At 51.5% G+C, this 17,659-nt stretch carries 12 protein-coding genes; 11 read left to right on the top strand and 1 reads right to left on the bottom strand.

The annotated features are described in order from the left end of the window. Nucleotides 1-371 precede the first annotated feature (371 nt). The 5 genes from AB4Z33_RS22665 to AB4Z33_RS22645 all read left to right on the top strand — a co-directional run bounded on the left by AB4Z33_RS22665 (nucleotide 372) and on the right by AB4Z33_RS22645 (nucleotide 7,665). Nucleotides 372-923, top strand: a complete 552-nt coding sequence (locus AB4Z33_RS22665; RefSeq protein WP_442052062.1) for a guanylate kinase — start codon at nucleotides 372-374, stop codon at nucleotides 921-923. A gap of 254 nt (nucleotides 924-1,177) precedes the next feature. Further along, the gene (locus AB4Z33_RS22660) at nucleotides 1,178-2,677 is read left to right on the top strand and encodes a malate:quinone oxidoreductase (protein ID WP_442052061.1); all 1,500 of its coding nucleotides are present in this window, start codon (nucleotides 1,178-1,180) and stop codon (nucleotides 2,675-2,677) included. A 184-nt stretch (nucleotides 2,678-2,861) separates the two neighbouring features. Beyond that, nucleotides 2,862-4,214 (top strand): ABC transporter substrate-binding protein, encoded by a 1,353-nt coding sequence (locus AB4Z33_RS22655; RefSeq protein ID WP_442052060.1) that lies wholly within the window; start codon nucleotides 2,862-2,864, stop codon nucleotides 4,212-4,214. Nucleotides 4,215-4,274: 60 nt separating this feature from the next. Further along, the gene (locus AB4Z33_RS22650; protein WP_442052059.1) at nucleotides 4,275-6,041 is read left to right on the top strand and encodes a cache domain-containing sensor histidine kinase; all 1,767 of its coding nucleotides are present in this window, start codon (nucleotides 4,275-4,277) and stop codon (nucleotides 6,039-6,041) included. 7 nt (nucleotides 6,042-6,048) lie between these two features. Further along, entirely contained in the window at nucleotides 6,049-7,665 is a 1,617-nt protein-coding gene (locus AB4Z33_RS22645) for a response regulator transcription factor (RefSeq protein ID WP_442052058.1), read from the top strand. A gap of 10 nt (nucleotides 7,666-7,675) precedes the next feature. On the opposite strand, the gene AB4Z33_RS22640 is transcribed toward AB4Z33_RS22645, so the two are convergent. Beyond that, complete coding sequence (locus AB4Z33_RS22640; protein ID WP_442052057.1) at nucleotides 7,676-8,212, bottom strand: hypothetical protein; 537 nt, start codon at nucleotides 8,210-8,212, stop codon at nucleotides 7,676-7,678. A 417-nt stretch (nucleotides 8,213-8,629) separates the two neighbouring features. On the opposite strand from AB4Z33_RS22640, the gene AB4Z33_RS22635 reads away from it, so the two are divergent. The 6 genes from AB4Z33_RS22635 to AB4Z33_RS22610 are packed head-to-tail and all read left to right on the top strand — an operon-like array spanning nucleotide 8,630 to nucleotide 17,658. Next, a complete protein-coding gene (locus AB4Z33_RS22635; protein WP_442052056.1) occupies nucleotides 8,630-11,491 on the top strand; it encodes an extracellular solute-binding protein in 2,862 nt (953 codons plus the stop codon). Further along, nucleotides 11,488-12,387: a carbohydrate ABC transporter permease gene (locus AB4Z33_RS22630; RefSeq protein ID WP_442052055.1), complete on the top strand. Its 900-nt coding sequence runs from the start codon at nucleotides 11,488-11,490 to the stop codon at nucleotides 12,385-12,387. The genes AB4Z33_RS22635 and AB4Z33_RS22630 overlap by 4 nt, the downstream gene beginning before the upstream one ends. A gap of 16 nt (nucleotides 12,388-12,403) precedes the next feature. Then, a complete protein-coding gene (locus tag AB4Z33_RS22625) occupies nucleotides 12,404-13,273 on the top strand; it encodes a carbohydrate ABC transporter permease (RefSeq protein WP_442052054.1) in 870 nt (289 codons plus the stop codon). 20 nt (nucleotides 13,274-13,293) lie between these two features. After that, nucleotides 13,294-14,766, top strand: coding sequence for a hypothetical protein (locus AB4Z33_RS22620; RefSeq protein WP_442052053.1), 1,473 nt, complete (start codon nucleotides 13,294-13,296; stop codon nucleotides 14,764-14,766). Beyond that, nucleotides 14,763-15,398, top strand: a complete 636-nt coding sequence (locus AB4Z33_RS22615) for a Yip1 family protein (RefSeq protein ID WP_442052052.1) — start codon at nucleotides 14,763-14,765, stop codon at nucleotides 15,396-15,398. Before AB4Z33_RS22620 ends, AB4Z33_RS22615 begins: the two co-directional genes overlap by 4 nt. Nucleotides 15,399-15,429: 31 nt before the next feature. Further along, nucleotides 15,430-17,658, top strand: a complete 2,229-nt coding sequence (locus tag AB4Z33_RS22610) for a DUF5696 domain-containing protein (protein ID WP_442052051.1) — start codon at nucleotides 15,430-15,432, stop codon at nucleotides 17,656-17,658. The last annotated feature ends 1 nt before the right edge of the window (nucleotide 17,659 follow it).

Raw genomic sequence — 17,659 nt, 5'->3', positions numbered from 1 at the left:
CGTATAAGTTGTGACAATGTACATCTTGTTTAACTGGTCTTGTGTGAAAAATCATATAAATTGATATCATATCTAATTAGTAGCTGAAACTATTGGATCATCCATGGAATAGCACATTTTAATAGTTGGAGTCGGGAATAAGAGTCGTCTTGCAAAGATTAATATTGAAGAAGTACTTGTTAACAGCAATAATAAGCCTATAGTTGTGAAAATTCGGATCCACAATCGCAATTAAACAAAGTCAATAATGGAACGGCTTCAGATCGGGATAAGATTTATGGTATTACAATTAATCATGACGAAGAGATACAACAGGTTATTATTAAGTATCGATATTTTGGAATCTCATATGAAAAGGTTGTTCAAACATTATGAATCTATCATTAGTAGTTCTTCAGGGGCCAAGCGCTTCTGGCAAAAGCACCATTCAGTCCATGCTGGGACTTCAGCGCATTGTAACCTGGACATCTCGCTCGCCACGCGCCGGCGAGGTGGACGGAGTCGATTACTTTTTCAAAACAGAAGCAGAAATGCAAAACCTTTACGAGCAAGGTCAAATGATCGAAATGACTAAGTACCATGAAAACCTATATGGTACACCGACGCAGTTAATTGAAGAAATCATCCGGAATTCGGAACGCAGATCGGTTATTTTGGATGAAGCCGGCGCAAAAAGAATCAAACAGCTATACAGCGACAAGGTGCTTCTAATAGGTGTGAAAGCGGAACGCCATGAATGTGCGCGCCGACTTGAAGCTCGCGGTCATAGCGCCAGGGAGGTTAACGAGCGTCTCGGTTCATTCGAGAAGGAAATCAGCGCATTGTCCCATTGCGACCTTGTGTTGAACAATACGGATGGAAATAAGAACAAGATTGACCATATCGCGGGTTGGCTTATGGATTCGTTAGCAAGGAAACATTGAGCTCACGAGCCGCATAGGATAATAAAGGATGGCATCCTTAAATTGGCTAGGCAAAATAGCCGAAAAAAAGGTTCATGGAAATGTACGATTATTTAAATCTATGACTATTAGTGATACACTATAATAGATTAATAATTGTAGATTCAGAAAAGATGTGTGACTAGGTCGCGTCCTGGCTTGCTCGCTTATTGTGCTGCGCTTAAGCAGGTTCGCTACATCCTTTCTGTAAATTTTAGGATATAAGGATGGTAAAAATGAGCAACGGAGAAACGAAAACAGACGTCATCTTAATTGGCGCCGGAATCATGAGTGCGACTTTAGGGACACTTCTGAAAGAACTAGTACCGGAATGGAATATTAAAGTGTTCGAGAAGCTCGAGAGCGCGGGTGAGGAAAGTTCCAACGAATGGAATAATGCAGGTACGGGGCACGCGGCGCTGTGCGAGCTTAACTACACGTCTGAGAAGCAGGACGGTTCTGTAGATATTAGCAAGGCTATCAACATTAATGAGCAGTTTCAGCTTTCCATGCAGTTCTGGTCTTATCTCGTCAACAGCAATCTGATCGGCAATCCGCAGGACTTCATTATGCCTTTGCCTCATATGAGTATGGTGCTGGGTGAGAAGAATGTTGCTTTTCTTAAAAAACGTTATGAAGCGATGACCAAAAATCCTCTGTTTAAGGGTATGGAGTTTTCCGATGACCCTAAGAAATTGATGGAATGGATCCCGCTTATTATAAAAGATCGTTCATCGAATGAACCTATAGCGGCGACCAAAATCGACACGGGTACGGATGTCAATTTTGGCGCTTTGACGCGCATGTTGTTCAATCACTTGAAAAGCAAAAACGTTGAGATTAAATACAATCATAGCGTCTCTAATATGAAGCGTGCCTCTGACGGCTCGTGGAAACTGAAAGTTCGCAACAGCAAGGGCAACGTTGAGAACCATGCTGCTAAGTTCGTCTTCATCGGAGGCGGTGGAGGCAGCCTGCATTTGCTGCAAAAATCCGGCATCCCTGAAGGAAAACATATTGGCGGTTTCCCAGTCAGCGGTATATTCATGGTGTGCAAAAATCCAGAGGTTGTTGCACAGCATCATGCGAAGGTTTATGGCAAAGCGAAGGTAGGAGCTCCTCCAATGTCCGTCCCGCATTTGGACACCCGGTTTATCGACAACAAAAAGTCGTTGCTGTTCGGACCGTTTGCCGGCTTCTCGCCTAAGTTCCTGAAGACGGGTTCAATGTTCGACCTAGTGACTTCCGTCAAACCGGATAATCTCGTCACCATGCTCGCGGCAGGCGCCAAGAACATGTCGTTGACCAAATACTTGATCGAGCAAGTGATGTTGTCGAAAGAAAAGCGCATGGAAGAGCTGCGCGAGTTTATCCCTAACGCGAGAATCGAGGATTGGGATTTGGTCGTAGCCGGTCAGCGTGTTCAAGTGATTAAGGATACGGAAGCTGGCGGCAAAGGCACGCTTCAATTCGGTACCGAGGTTATTACTGCCGGTGATGGTTCGGTTGCTGCTTTGCTTGGCGCTTCGCCAGGTGCTTCGACCGCTGTACATGTCATGCTCGAGGTCATTAACAAATGTTTCCCGCAGCATAAGAAAGAATGGGAACCTAAGATTAAGGAAATGATTCCTTCTTACGGCCAGTCGCTGTTGAAAAATCCGGAGCTTCTGAAAGAGGTTCATACTTCTACCGCAAAAGCGCTTGGACTAAGCGAGAAAGAACTAGCTTATAATTAAGAAAAACGGCAGTCTGGGACATGATTATCTTGTCCAGGGCTGCCGTTGTTTATTTAAGGCCGCCTGCTGGATCAGAGAATATTTAAAAGAAAGATCAGAAAAAATAAAAAGATATTTTTGGATACGTCGTTTATCCTATAAGGATTAGAAATAGAATCCAAGATTCATGGAAGGGGATAGCGGGATGCAAGGAGGCATGCGGCTAACGCAATTTGTTGTCTTCTTCGTTGTTGTGGTATTGGTTGCTGCAGGTTGTGCTGCAAACAATAACGGGAAAGCGAATATCGGACCCGAGAACGCAAACGATTCGATTCCTTACCAAGAAATGGTGACGCTTACTTTTTGGCGTAACTCGGGTAACAGCGCCGAAAACATGGCTTACGAGAAGCTCATCGCAGCATTTATGGATCAGCATCCGACGATTCGCATTCAGATGACACCATTCCCGTACAGCGATTACGATACGAAGCTTCGTACGTCGGTCGCGGCGGGTAAGCCGCCCGATGTGATGGCGATCGACGCGCCTAATTTGGCGTCATACGCAGAGGCAGGAGCTTTATTGCCGTTAACGGAGTCTTTTAAGAAGGACGGACATTTGGATGATATTCCGCAAACGACGATCGAAGGGTACAAGTATAAAGATGATATTTATTTGGCACCGATGACGGAGTCGTCGATTGCGATGTTTTATAATAAAAAAATGTTCGAAGAAGCGGGTTTGCCGCTGCCTTCACGTGATCCGGATGAGGCATGGACGTGGGAGCAGGTGCTGGACGCTGCCATCCGAATTAATGATCCGTCTAGGGGCATCTATGGCATCGACCCTGCGCAAGGTTTCCAAAACGCGGGAGCTACCGCCTATTTCAAGTATCCGATCATTTGGCAATTCGGTGGCGAGGTTATGAACCCGGAGGGGACGAGCTCGAAAGGGTACTTGGATTCGCAGGCAACGAAGAAAGCGATTGCCTTCTACCGCGACCTGTTCACGGTTTCCAAGGTGGCCGCTTTCGAATATCCTGTCGATGCATTCCCTAACCACAAGCTCGGCATTACGATTGACGGCACATGGTCGCTTACCTATATGGCCGAGAAGTATCCCGACTTCAAGCTGGGCGAAGACTTCGACGTTGCGCCGCTTCCGAAAGGCACGCGGCAAGCGGTAGCGAACGGAAGCTGGGCGCTTGGCATATCCTCCAAAACGAAGTATCCCGATGAGGCGTGGCTGTTCATTAACTGGATGACCAGCTACGAAGGGCTTAAAATTTACAGTGGCATAACGCATGACATACCAGCGAGATACTCGGTCGCCAAGGAGTTCAGCGAGCTGAACGAATATCCGAAAAATATTTTCGTAACCCAGAATCAGAAATATGGCCGTCCGCGGCCGATAACGCCGGTGTTCCCGCAAGTGTCGGAGGCTGTCAAAAACATGTTCGAGGAAGTGACGCTGGAGAAACGGGATTTGGATGAGGCCGTTCAAGACGCGATCGATATGATCGACAAAGCGTATACAGACTCCGAGTCTCTAATGCAATAACTCAGATTCAATTCGAAAGGTGGGGCGCTGCTTATGTTTTTCTCATTGCGATCACGACTTATGGCGGCGTTCTCGCTGCTGCTGATCGTGCCGTTCACCCTACTTGTCTTCCTGCTCACCGAAGAGTCGGCAAAACTCATCCGTGCTTCGATTGAAACATCAACGGGGCAAACCATTGAGCAGTTCAGCTCGCATGTCCATACGTCGATGACGCAGATCGAGGAAATCGGCAATCAGGTCATGAGCAACCGCGTGACGCAGGAGTGGATAACGGCGCAGATGAGTCAGGATAGCACGATTGAAGAGAGGATGATCGCGAAGCAAAAGCTCGTCGAATTCGTAGCTTCTTATTCCATCAACAATTCCAGCGGCATCTCGATTGGCGTTTTCTCCGATTATGGCGGCGGAATATGGGCACAGGACCGGACTTACTTGGAGCAGGAGTGGTACAAGCGGTTCGGGGAATCGGATGTACGCTGGACAAAGGCCCACTCCGATCCCGATCAGGCGGATGTGATCATGACGTCACGGCTGGTGAACAGTTATTTGCTTCCGCTCGTCCAATTGCAATCGTTCACGAAATCAGGCTTTGTCAAAGTCAATTATCCGACCTCCGTATTGAGGGACGCGATTGATAAAATCCAATTCGGAAAGTCGGGACGCGCCTATTTGCTGGCCGCTGACGGAAGCGTTATCTTAGATCAACAACTCCCATCAGACCGGGAATCCATCCTAAAGGAAGGACTCGCGCGTATTCAACGCGTTCTGTCGCCCGCACAAAGCAAAGATAATGGATTTTTCTCGATTACGAGCAGCGGAGAAACACATTTGCTGTTCTATCGTTATTTCGAAGCGCAAAATTGGTACGTCATTGGCGAGGTTCCCGAGAGCGAGCTATTCGTAAAAATCGAGCAAATCCGCCGAACGATGCTGCTCGTCAGCCTTATTCTGCTGCTGCTCATCATATTGGTCGCCTATTGGCTGTCATCGGGTATTACAAGGCCTTTGACAAGAATGGCTAGAGCCATGAAGCATGTAGAGCGCGGCGAGTTTGCGCAAGCGCTGACGATGATGCCGTCTGTCCGGACCGGCCACAGCGAGGTCGGCTATGTAACGCGCATATTCGAAAGCATGACGAACCGGCTTCGTTATTTGATCGAGACGGAGTTCGAGACGAATCTGCGCCGCAAAAACGCAGAGTATAAGGCGCTGCTGCTGCAAATCAATCCGCATTTCTTTAATAATACGCTAGAAATCATCGGAGGGCTGGCGGCTATGAAACGCAATGACGTCGTCATGGATGCAACCGAGGCTCTTGGCCAGATGATGCGTTATTCGTTGAATTTAAACAGCGATTTGGTAAAGGTTAAAGAGGAAATGAGTTACATTCGCGATTATTTGTTTATTTTACAGCTAAGGTACGAGGAGCGTCTTCAGGTCGAGATCGAAGAGGATCTCGTTTCGGGTCAGCTTATGATTGCCAAATTTATTTTGCAGCCAATTGTAGAGAATGCCGTTAAGTACAGCTTGGAGAAGGGCGGCGTTGCGAGAATTGCGATTTCGGTCAAAATGGAGGAATCGCGGCTTGTGCTGCGTGTATCGGATAACGGGATCGGAATGGAAGCCGAGCTGATCCGGCATCTGATGGCGGAGCTTCACCAGACGGATGGCGTTGATATATTGAACAGCGGAGGGGACAGTATCGGTCTCCGCAACGTGTTGTCTCGCTGCCGTCTCTATTACGGAGAGCAGCTAGAGGCAACGATACAATCGGAACGCGGCAAGGGAACCGACATTCGGCTCAGCCTGCCGGCGGTAAGAGGGTGATTCAGACGTGAACCGTATTATGATCGTTGACGATGAGGCTGGCGTGCGAGGCAGTATTAAAGCTAAGATTGATTGGCAGGCGGCAGGTTTTCGAATTGATGCAGAAGCTTCCAACGGTGAAGAGGCGCTTGCGCTACTGATGAACAGGCCGCTGCCGGATGTGCTTCTAACCGATATTCGCATGCCGCAGATGGACGGTATTGCGCTTATCGATGCGTGCAAGCGGTTGTACCCGTCGCTCAAAATCGTCGTATTGTCGGGTTATTCCGATTACGTCTATATGCAGGCAGCCATCCAAGCTGGAGTCAAAGATTATTTACTCAAGCCGGTCGGGCGCAGGGAGCTCTCTGAGCTGCTAGCGAAGCTCGCAGCGGAGATCGAGACGGAGCGAGCGGGCGAGAGGCTGCGTTATGCCGACCGAATGCAGCGCGAACAGCAGCTCCAAGAGCTGCAGGAGCAGCTGCTGCTCAGGCTCGTAAAGGAGCAGTTCCTCGGTCAGTCGATGATTAGAGAAAGACTGGAGCAGCTTCATATGTCTTCGCTGGCCGACGAGCGTCGCTATGTTCGGTTCGTCACGGCGGAGATGAGAGTGCCTGAAGGCAGATGGGGAGAGGATCGCGAGCATCCCGATCTGATGCACCTCGCTTACCAGATGCTATGCAGAGAGACGGCAAGCGCATACGACGAGATCTATCCGTTTTATGACGCAAGCCGTCCGACGATGATTCATTTTCTCGTGCTGGCAGCGGAAGCTGGCGCTGCGGGAGAATTGGCCGAACGATTCATGAAGCAGCTGCGACATCACCTGAAGCATTACTTAAGGCTGGATTGCGTGATCGGCATCGGGGAAGCGGTACGCGGCTTTGGCGAATACAAAAACGGCTATTCCTCGAGCATGCTCTCCTGGAGCCAAAGCACGATCCACGGGACGAATACAGCGGGAGAGCGCCAAATTCGGCAGTTGATCGCATCTTTTTCACCGGAACTGGAAAGACAGCTTGCCGTTGCGGTAGAGAACGGGGACTATAAGACTTATACCGCTTTAATGGAGAAGATTATACCGAGGCATGCCGACCTGCCGATGTTTTCGTTCACGTTCATGGCGTCCCGCATATTGCTCTTGTTTCATTCCATTGCCAAGAAGGTCGAGGTTGGAGAAACAGCGCTGCAGAAGAGACTATGGGATTGCCAAACGACGATCGGCGACTTTCATTCGCGCGAGGACATTATGGGAAGGCTGGAGGAATTGGCGCGCCTTGTCATGGAAGAAGCGATGAAGTCGAGGAGCAGCGGCGGCCAGGCGGTTGTGGAATCCGTTCGGAAGTATGTGGACGACAACTTCGCCTACGAGCTGACGCTGACAATGCTGTCGGGCATGTTCCATATGAACGAAACGTATTTGTCAGGCCTGTTCAAGCAGCATGTTGGCGTTAACTTCAGCGAATATTTGACGTGCCTGCGTATGAAAAAGGCGGGAGCGCTGCTGTTGGACAGCGATTTGAAGTTAACTGATATCGCGATGCTTGTCGGTATATCGAGTTCGAGCTACTTCAGCACGTCGTTCAAAAAGTTTCACGGAATGAGCCCGAAGGAATACCGCGAGCGGCATTCCAAAGGGAAATAGCAAGAGACAATTACGGGTTTAATCGGAGCCATTCATCATGTCTCCTACGTTCTTGTTCAAGGAAACGGAGAATGGCCGAAGGATCGGTTGTTTTGATTAGCGGAGCGTTCAGCATGTCGGCGGTATTCTCGCCGATCGGGTCTGTCGGGTCGATATTTGCAAGAATGTAAGTGGGGTAGGCAGCAACGTTAAAGCTCCATACGTCTTCTCGCGCCTCATCGATTGTGAGCATGAAATAATCGCGGACATTGTCGTATTCGTAAAACGAATCCAGCAGATCATCGTCGATGTCGTCATTCTCATCCTTCATAATGACGATAAGCCAGAACGGCTTCGGTTTTTTGCGCTCGATTTCTGCCAGTCTCGCTTTTTTCATGCCTTTGATTTTTTTGGATGTTACAAAAATAACCGCTGCGAATACGAGCGTGATAAGCAAGCCGACAACGAGAGCCGCAATGTTGTTGTCGTCCAATAACCCGATGGACGCAGCGCCGAATAGAAATGCTCCCAAATAACCGATTATGCGCAATAATTGCAAAATAAACATTTTTGAGTACGCACCTTCCTATGAGTTGAGTTCAGATTATTTTGTATCAAGAGGATAATGTTGTCAATCCCTCAAAAAAGCCTTGCCTTTCATTACCGGTGTTAAGCGTCCGGTTTTTGGAGCGGCAGGGCTTTTTTTGCGTTTGTCAGAAAATCTATCCATCCTTTCTGCACTTAGGCGGGTTTGGATGGATGGATTCCATTCAAAAGTCAGTGACAGCCAATGATAAACGTTGGCGACCGCCGTTTGCGCTAAGTCTGCGGATGACCCAAAAACATTGAAAGTCGAAACCTAAGAATAGTGAAATTCGCGCGGAAAACATTTTGATATAGTGTTCATGCAGCAGCAATTCAGTAGACTATCGACACGCGAAAGCAAGCGGGCGAAGTTAGGAAAAAACGAATTCGGGGGCTTCTCATGAAGAAATCATGGATGTTTTATACGGTGATGTGCACGCTCTTGATCGTCACGTTGGTAATGACGGCGGCAGCGTCTTACAAAGAGGAAGCGGCAGTGTCTGCTGCTTCATACAAGCTAGCGGATGCCCCGCGTCCCGCGGACGGCATCATGCTGCAAGCCAGCGGGATGGACGGACTGTCCGCGAACGCGTCTCTCCTCTCCGAGTGGAATGGACGGAACGAAGTTGCCGAGTGGAAAGAGGGACAGACGCTGGAGTGGACGGTTGACATAGCGGATGAAGCGGACTACGAATTGGCGGTCGGTTATTACCCGCTTGAGGGCAATGGTCAACCGATCGAGTTTCAACTCATTGTTGACGGCAAAGCCACATCCGAAGCTTACACGCCTCTCGAGCTGAACCGATTGTTCTACGACGAACCTGGACCTCTCAAGAAAAGCGGCGGCAACGAGATTCGTCCGAAGCAGCTGGAGGGCGGAGTTTGGCTTCATACGACGGTTGCGCAGCCGGGCGAAGCAAGTGATGGTCCGCTCAAGCTTGCGCTCTCGAAAGGCAAGCATACGATACGTCTAGAGAACGTGAGGGAGTCGGCAGCAGTTGATTATGTGCAGTTGAAGATAGCTGCCGAGCTGCCTTCGTATGCCGATTACAAAGCGGAACAGGCTTCTGCGGCAGGAGCAGGAGCTGGGACGGCAGGCAAGGCAGGCGAGGACGCCTTCATTACGATTCAAGCGGAGCATGCATACGCGAAGTCGGCATCGGGACTATATCCGACGACGGACCGCACCTCGCCTCTGACGACGCCTTACCATCCTTCGGAGCTTCGGATCAATACAATCGGCGGGAGCAATTGGGATCTGCCCGGCCAATGGATTAGCTGGAAGTTCGAAGCGCCGGAGGATGGCTGGTACAAAATCGGCTTCCGTTATCATCAGAACAAAGTAAAGGGCAGCTTCGTTTCACGCAAGGTGATGCTCGACGGAAGCGTGCCTTTCCGGCAATTGAACGCCGTTCCATTCTCTTATGACTTGAAGTGGAAGGTAAAGGAGCTGGGTGACGAGACGGGCGATCCGTATTTGTTTTATTTGAAAAAAGGCGAGCATGAGCTGAAGCTCGAGGTGACGCTTGGAGAGGTCGCTCCGTCAATCGGCGAAGTGCAGCAAATCATCTACGATCTGAATCAAATGTATCGCAAAATCGTCATGATTACAGGCACGAATCCGGATGCGTACCGCGATTACGAAATCGATAAGAGTATTCCAGGATTGCTAGAGCAGTTCGGAGCGCTTTCTACACGAATGACGGGGGAAGCAGACCGGCTTGACCAGATGTCGGGACAGAAGAACGCGGGCTCGCGAACGCTGCGGCTGCTCGCATTGCAGCTGGACAGCTTCATCGATCGTCCCGATCAAATTCCGAAGCGGCTCGAAACGTACAAAACGAACATTACGGCGCTGGCTGATTGGATGCTTACGGTGAAGAAGCAGCCGCTTGAGATGGATTACGTATACGTTGCCTCGGAGGATCGGCAGAAGCCGAAAGCGGAAGCGGGCCTTGTCGCGCAAGGCATCCATGAGATTCGTGCCTTTGTCGGCTCCTTCCTGCAAAATTACGACTCTATGCAAGGAGACGGAGACAGCGGCCGATCGATCCAAGTGTGGACGGGACTCGGCCGCGACCAGGCTTACGTACTGAAGCGGCTGATCGACGAATCGTTCATACCGGAAACCGGAATCAGCGTTAATCTGAACCTCGTCGGAACATCGCTTGTAACAGCCGTTATGGCGGGCGAAGGCCCTGATATTAACTTGTTTACAAGCCGCGGCGATGCGATGAATCTGGCCGTACGCGGGGCATTGACGCCGCTCGACGGGATGAACGGATTCAGCGCCATTCAGAAGGAATATACGGACACCGCTTTCTTGCCTTATCAATATGAGGGCAGAAACTTCGCTATTCCGGATGATCAGGAGTTTTTCATGCTGTTCTACCGAAAGGACGTTTTGGAGGAGCTGGGAATAGCGATGCCGCAGACCTGGGAAGAGCTGTTGAAGATCGCACCGGTTCTGCAAAACAACAATATGCAAATCGGCCTGCCTTATGAAAATTTGGATGCTTTCCAGCTTCTGACCAAAGGCATAGGCTCGCTTAATCTGTTCCCGACGCTGCTGATGCAAGGCGGGAGCGGCATTTATAACGAAGCGCAGGACGGCACGCGGTTCAATGAGCCGCAGGCGTTTGCCGCCTTCAAGCAATGGACGGACTTCTATAATTTATACGATTATCCGCTCTACAAAGATGACTTCAACCGCTTCCGGACGGGGGAGATGCCGATCGTGATCTCAACCTACAAGCTGTATACGAGACTTGCGGCGGCAGCGCCTGAGATTGCCGGCACTTGGGAGATGGTTCCCATACCGGGGACGAAGCGCGAGGACGGCTCCATAGACCGTTCGACGGGGGCGACCGGAACTGCCGCTATTATTCTGAAGGATGCGGCGGACAAGGATGCGGCATGGACATTCCTGAAATGGTTCAACCAGCCCGAGATCCAGACCGAGTTCGCTAACGAACTGGAGAATGAAATGGGCATCCTCGGCCGGAGATTGCCGGCGAATCAGCTTGCTTTTCCCGGTACGAACTGGAGCCGCTCTGAGCAGGCGAGTCTAACGGAGCAATGGAAGCAGGTGGAAGAAATTCCCGAGCTTCCAGGGGGTTACTATACCTCGCGCAATATCGACAATGCTTTCCGCGAGGTTGTGTTCCAGAAGGGTAACGCAAGAGAAAGCCTGTTCTATTGGAACAAGGATATCAACGAGGAAATAAAACGAAAAAGGTATGAATTCGGGGTGGAGCAATGAAACCTTCAATCTTGCAGACGATCGGCAGGCATAAGGAAAGTTACTTATTGATGACGCCGTACATGATATTTTTTCTGCTCTTCACCATCTTGCCGGTCGTTCTGTCGATCGTGCTCGGCTTTACTTACTACAACATGATCGAGCCGCCGCGCTTCGTCGGCTGGTACAACTACGTCCGGCTGTTTCTCGACGACGACATCTTCATCATCGCGGTGAAGAACACGCTGTTCTTCGCTTTCGTCACCGGACCGGTCAGCTACCTGCTCAGCTTCCTGGTCGCCTGGATGATCAACGATTTGTCCAAGACGCTGCGTTCGATCGCGACGACCGTGTTCTATATCCCGACCATTATCGGGGTGTCGGTATTCCCGATGTGGAAGCTGATTTTCAGCCCGGACGCTTATGGCTACTTGAATGGTCTGTTAATGGGGCTCGGCGTCATAAGCGATCCCGTCGCATGGCTGCTCGATAAAGAGCATATTTTGCTCATCCTGATCGTCGTTCAGCTATGGATGAGTCTTGGCATCAGTTTCCTCGCTTTCGTGGCGGGGTTGCAGACGGTCGATCGCAGCTTGTACGAAGCGGGCGTCATGGACGGCATTAAAAATCGGTTCCAAGAGCTGTGGTATATCACGCTTCCGTCGATGATTCCCCAGCTCATATTCGGGGCAGTCATGCAAATCGTCATTTCGTTCAGCGTCGCAGACGTATCGATTCAATTGGCCGGCTTTCCGAGTACGGAGTATGCGGGCGAGACGATGGTGACCCACATTATGGACTATGGCAGCATCCGTTACGAGATGGGGTATGCGTCCGCGATGGCGGTCGTGCTGTTCTTCTTGATGGTGTTCACGAACCGGCTCGTTACGAAACTATTGAATAAGGTCGGAATCTGATCGCGGGAGGACTTGCATGTTCAAGATACACAGAAGAAAATCCGGCATGAAAGCAAGACGCTCGCTTGCCGGCAACATCGCGATATTCGGATTCGTGGCGGTTCTCGGTTTATTTTCCGCTTTTCCGTTCTTGTTCGCAATCATTACGTCGCTTAAACCGATCGACGAGCTGCTGCAGTTTCCGCCGCGACTCGTCGTCATGAGGCCGACGCTCGACAACTTTACGGACTTGTTCCAGCTGGCTTCGAATATGTGGGTGCCGCTGTCGCGCTATATTTTCAACACGGCGATCATATCGGTCGTCGGAACGGCGCTTCATGTGCTGTTTGCGGCAATGGCCGCTTATCCGTTGGCCAAACATAAGTTTCCGGGCCGAAATGTATTGTTCTCGATTATCGTCATGGCGCTTATGTTCGTGCCGCAGGTGACGTTCATCCCGCAATTCGTGCTGATGTCGCAGCTTAACATCGTGAATACGTACGCTGCGCTCATCCTGCCATGGATCGGGGCATCGCTGGGGTTATTCCTCATGAAGCAATTCATCGAGCAGCTGCCCGACGCAATCCTGGAGGCTGCGCGGATCGACGGGGCAAGCGAGTTCCGAACGTTCTTCACGATCATCTGGCCGAACTCGACGCCGGCGATTATGACCGTCGTTATCTTTCAATTCATCAATCTGTGGAATTATGCGCCGAAGGAGCTCATCTACGGGGAATCGCTTAAGGTGTTCCGCATGGCGCTCGAGCAAATTATGGCCGGAGACCCGATCGCAAGGATGGGTGCCGGTGCGGCCGCCGCAGTCATTCTCATGATTCCGCCGATTATCGTATTCATCCTGCTGCAACGGAAGGTTGTCGAGACGATGACCTTCGCGGGGATCAAATAAGGAAGGGGCGAGCTTACGCCATGAAAATAAAAACGGTGCTGGCTGCCGCGTTGCTTATTCCCTTGCTCGCCGCGGCGCAGGCGACGGCGGTTCATGCCGAAGCGCCTTATCCGTCATACGTGTACAACGAATGGGACAAGTCGAAGGCGGCGCCGGCCAGCTACTTGCCGGAACGCACCTATTCGGGCATTGAGGTAGGGGCAGGCTCGTTCAATGAGCCGCAGGACCTGTTCGTCGATAGTCGCAATGCGATCTATGTTGCGGACACGGGCAACAAACGAATCGTGAAGCTAAACGATAAGTTCGAGCTGATCGAGGTGATCGACAAGCTCGACTGGGACGGCAAAGAGCTGACGTTGTCGGCGCCAACCGGGCTGTTCGTATCCAGCGAAGGCGTCATGTACATCGCGGACAAAGACGGCGGCCGCATTATCCGCGCGGGAGCGGACGGCAAGGTGGATCTCGTGATCGAGAAGCCTAACGATCCGCTCATTCCCGAAGGCTTCCAATTCAAGCCGACGAAGGTGGCCGCCGATAATGCGGGACGGATTTACGTCCTATCCGAGGGGCAATTCTACGGCTTGATGCAGTTCGACAGCAATGGCCGATTCACCGGCTATTACGGCAGCAATAAGGTTGAAGTGACGCCGGCCGTCGTGCTGGAGACGTTCTGGAAGAACATCCTGTCCAAGGAGCAGAGGTCGGCCATGATGAAGCTGCTTCCGATCGAATATTCCAATCTGGATATTGGGATCGACAACTTCGTCTACACGACGACGATCATATCCAAAAACTCGAGAGAAGAGATCAAGAAGCTGAATCCGCTCGGCAATAACGTACTGGCCAGCGCGCAAGGCGGCTCGGATTTCGGCGATAAGGAATACTCGTTCAAGCAGGGCGTGAAGCAGGATACGTCTTTCCTCGACCTGGCCACTGACACGGACGGCTTTATCGCGGGCCTTGACCGGACGAGGGGACGCATCTTCGAATACGATTCGGAAGGTAACCCGGTCGCGGTATTCGGCTCGCTCGGCAATCAGAAGGGAACCTTCCTTCAGCCTTCGGCCGTGTCCTACTGGAGAGGCGAAGTGCTCGTTCTGGACGCGGCGAAACGCAACATTACAAGGTTCGCGATGACCGAGTACGGCAGTCTCGTTCGCAAGGCAACGGTCATTTACAACCAAGGTCTATACGAGGAAGCAGCAGACGTCTGGCGGGAGGTAGCCAAGCGCAACGCCAATAACAGCATCGCTTATATCGGCATCGCGAAGGCGCTTGAGAAGGAAGGCAAGTACGATGAGGCGCTTTCCTACTACAAGCAAGGCACGGACCGCTCGGGCTACTCCGATACGTTCGGGCAAATCCGAATGCAGACGGTGCGCGACAATCTTCCGATCATTATGACGCTATTCATCTCCCTGTTCGCAGCCTACTACGGCTATAAGGGAGTCAAGGCGGCGAGAAGCAAGAAACGAAAGGGGGTCATCCAATGAGCATGCTTACCGCTTCCGGCGGCAAGAAGCTGAATCCGCTTCGCTGCTTGCTCCATCCTTTCGACAGCTTCTATGCGGTCAAGGAGGAAGGAAAAGGCTCACTTATCGCCTCGGCTGTTATCGTTGCCGTGTTTTTCCTGGCGACCATCTATCAAAGGCAAAGCACCGGTTATACGTTCAACAGAGTTGATCTAAGCGCGCTTAATGTGTGGATCATGGCGGCTAGAACAATCGCTTTATACGGACTGTGGGTCGCCGGCAATTGGGCGGTAGCGACGTGGATGGACGGCGAGGGCAAGGCGAGGCAGATCGGCATCGTCAGCGCCTACGCCATGATCCCTTATGTGGCGGCCATCATTCTCTCAACGCTGCTCAGCAAGGCGCTCGTGCAAGAAGAGGGGATGTTTCTCGGCTATGTGACGACGGTGGCGATGATCTGGAGCGCGATTCTAATGTTCATCGGCCTGCTCATTATCCATGATTACGGAGCCGTGAAGACATTGCAGTCGATCGCGCTTACGTTCGCCGCGATGGGGATCGCCGTCTTCCTGGTCATGCTGTTCTACACGTTGTTCCAGCAGGTGTACGTGTTCATCTATACGATTTATAACGAATGGCTGTTCCGCTTATGAGGCAGCGGGCGGAACGGGAAGGGGAGGCAGCATGAAAATACGAATCATGACAGTCGTTATGGCGGCGATGCTGCTTGTAATGTCAGCTGCCGGAGGCTTTGCGCCAACCATATTGGCAGATGAAGTTACACCAGCGTTACAGACCGGCGGCGGATTCGTCCGAGCAGCGGCGAAGGGCAATTTGACGCTTGATTATAATCCGGTTACGGCGGAAATTATCGTTACCGATAACGCATCGGGGGCATCATGGGCCAGCAATCCGCAGGACAGGGAATCGGATCAGACAGCCAAAGGCGCTAAGAAGATGGATCTGTCGTCGCAGCTGCTGCTCGATTATGTAGATGATCAGAATAAGCCGTTCCAGCTGAACAGCTTCACGGGCAGCGTGAAGGAAGCGGCGCCGGTATGGACCAAGGTAGAAGGCGGCATCGAGGTTGTATATGAATTTCCGAAGGCCGGCTTCACCGTTCCTGTTCGGTATACCTTAAACGATGATTCGATGTCGGCAACCATCCTGTCGGAGGGAATTAAGCAGTCCGGCAAGTTCAAGCTCGTCGGCATTAGCCTGCTGCCTTTCTTCGGCGCTGCCGGTGCGGATGACGAAGGGTATCTATTCGTTCCGGACGGCAGCGGGGCTCTCATTAACTTCAATAACAACAAAAGCATGTATCGAAGCTATAGCGAGCGGGTCTACGGGCAGGATCAAGCGCTCGATCTCGCGAGCAAAACCGAGGACAAGGAAACGATCCGAATGCCGGTATTCGGCATGAAGAAGGCCGCGGCCGCTTTCCTTGCCGTCATTCATAAAGGCGCTTATCAAGCAGGCATTACGGCTGAAGCAGGCGGCAAGAACAATAGCTACAACAATGTCTACAGCTACGCAAGCCTGATGGAATTCGAAACGAACGTGCTGCTGGAAGGGACTTTGAACGAGAAGCAGGTCACCCGCGCGTCGCAATCGATGACCGGGGGCACCGACTTTGAGGTCAAATACTATTTTCTAGGCGGAGAAGACGCGAATTACGCAGGAATGGCGGTCAAATATCGCAGCTACTTGCAGTCGGAGCAAGGTGTGCAGCTGATTGTCGCCGAGCAGGGCGAAGGTGAAGGCAAGCTTCCAATGCTCGTTGATTTTGTAGGCGGCGTGAAGAAGAAAGCGACGTTCCTCGGTATCCCATACAACACGGTCGAAGTGCTGACCTCGTTCAAGGATGCGAAAGCTGCGGCGGATCGCTTGCTGGCGGGAGGCGTGGACAGTCTCTCCTTGCGTCTCGAAGGCTGGACGGCGGGCGGAGCGAAGGACGAGGTGCCGGTAACGCTTGACGCGGAAGGAAAGCTTGGCGGTGACAAAGGGCTCAAATCACTGGCGAAGGAGCTGGAGGAGATGGGAGTAGCCTTCTATCCGGTCGTCGATCCGGTCCGGTTGTTCGAAGGCGGCAACGGCTTCAGCAAGTTCTCGGACGCCGCGAAAGGAATAAGCCGCGCGCCGGTGCTTAAGTACGAATACCGGTTAAGCGACAGCGCGAAGAACAAGGAGCTGAAGCGCTGGTACTTGCTTAAGCCGAACGCTGCAACCGAAGCGATCGATAGGTTCACCTCGGCAGCAGAGAAGAACGGATTGAAACATGTTTCGCTGCAGACGATTGGTTCGATGCTGTACTCCGACTTTGGCCGGAACGGGCAACCGAAAAATGCGACCGGTGCCGATTGGGAGACCGGGCTCGCGCAAGGCAAAAGTAATCTAGGCGGGGGCTTCATGTACGACCGACCCAACGCCTACGTCTTTCCTACGGCAGAGCGCTTGTCGGATGTGCCGCTAAGCTCAAGCGGATTCGACATCGAGGATGAATCGGTTCCGTTCTACAGCATTGCGATAAGCGGTCTCATACCGGCTTACAGCGAGCCTATCAATCTCTCAAGCAACCCTCGGAAATATGTGCTGAAGCTTATCGAGACCGGGACTTATCCGGCTTACAAGCTAATCGTCAGAGATTCGGCGTTGTTGGCCACTACGGAATACGACTCGCTATATAGCGCGGAGTTCAAGCTTCTCTACGATGAGATGATAGAACAATATGACCAATTGAACGAAGCGCTTGGCGATGTAATGGGACTATCCATCTCCGATCACGAGAAGCTTCAAGACGGCGTATTCCGCACGACGTACGAGAACGGCAAGAGCGTCGTTGTCAATTATAACGAGAATAGCGTGAGGGTCGGCACCGACAGCATTCCGGCTCTTGGTTATCTCTTAAGATAGG

Source organism: Paenibacillus sp. 2TAB19 (assembly GCF_052115185.1).
Lineage (GTDB): Bacteria > Bacillota > Bacilli > Paenibacillales > Paenibacillaceae > Pristimantibacillus.
Note: the sequence above shows the minus strand (reverse complement) of the source record. Positions and strands in the feature narration are given on the sequence as shown.